Below are 1,276 nucleotides of genomic sequence, written 5' to 3' on the forward strand. Positions count from 1 at the left end.
GCCGGCCGTGGAGGTAGGTGGCATCGAGGAAGACGTAGGCGTAGCCGCTCTCCTGCAGGGGCCGGTTCAAGAAGGCATGCACCTGGATGTCGATGTCGGCGCAGATGCGGCTCACCTGGGATTTGGAGATGCCGCTCTGGACGCCCAGAGCCGCCACCAGCGCATCCACCTTGCGGGTGGAGACGCCACTGATGTAGGCCTCCATGATCACTGCATACAGGGCCTGATCGACCCTGCGGCGGGGCTCGAGGATCGTGGGCAGGAAGCTTCCGGCCCGCAGTTTGGGGATCTGCAGCGCGAGATCCCCCACCTGGGTGGTCAGGGTGCGGGGCCGGTAACCGTTGCGGTGGCCGAGACGCTCTTCCGTGCGCTCGTGCCAGTCCGCACCGAGGAAGGCGGCAAGCTCCAGCTCGATCAGCTGCTGCAGGCCGCGTGTGGCCAGTTCAGGGATCAGCTCCCCTGCACTGCTGCCATCCAGTAGCGGCAGCAGGGAAGACGCGTCAAACTGTTACTTGGGCATGGTTCGTCTGGTTGAGGTGGTACTCGAACCAGGGAAACGGACCTGCCCACCCCTTGCAACGCCGGCTACTAAGCCGGGGGTCTGAGGTGCGCGGCCCACCCCGGCTACGCCGGGGTGGGGATGCCGGGGGAATTACACCACTGCCTGGGACGCGGGCCATCTCAAAGAGTTCATCGATAACTCCCGCCTTGCGCAGTCGCTCTCTGAAGAAGGCGACTGTCTGGCATCTGGTATGTCATTCATCACCCCAAGACCAACAAACTCCTCGAAGGAGCGACGGTCATTTACTTGGAATTCGATCTCTTCATCACTTAAATTAAATAGCTGCTGGAGCACCAGCATCTTGAAAAGAATCAGTGGGTCGATTCTCTTGCGTCCAGCATTGCTTTTGCGCTCCTGGCTATAGCCCTTGTCAAGTAAAGGGCGGAAAGATTCCCAGGGAATCGTTTCTGCGAGACGCGTCAGAACCGGCTTCTTCTCTTGGAGCTTTGCAACTCTTTGTTGTTCATCCCAGAACCCTCGCCGGTAGCTGCCAGAAAAGATGACGCCTCTGCTGCCATTCAGGCAACCAACATCAACGTAGCTGGATCTGGCTCGATTTCTAGTGGCGGTGGGTTGATCCAGACCTCTTCCGGCTGACGCCAGCAACGCGTCGATCATGACCACCGGCGGGGATGCCGTTGGCGTGCTTGTTCGTAGACGACAGCACGGTGGCGGCAGATCTCCACAGCCTCACCGTTGTGGCGCTGATGGGGC

At 60.3% G+C, this 1,276-nt stretch carries 2 protein-coding genes; both read right to left on the reverse strand.

Annotated features, from left to right (window positions below):
* On the reverse strand, positions 1–490 hold a 490-nt coding region (locus CJZ78_RS14130; RefSeq protein WP_198953922.1), incomplete at its 3' end, for a transposase.
* A 162-nt stretch (positions 491–652) separates the two neighbouring features.
* The gene (locus CJZ78_RS13435) at positions 653–1,180 is read right to left on the reverse strand and encodes a transposase (protein WP_233128812.1); all 528 of its coding nucleotides are present in this window, start codon (positions 1,178–1,180) and stop codon (positions 653–655) included.
* Positions 1,181–1,276 lie beyond the last annotated feature (96 nt).

It is taken from the genome of Synechococcus sp. 8F6, assembly GCF_002252665.1.
GTDB lineage: Bacteria > Cyanobacteriota > Cyanobacteriia > PCC-6307 > Cyanobiaceae > Cyanobium_A.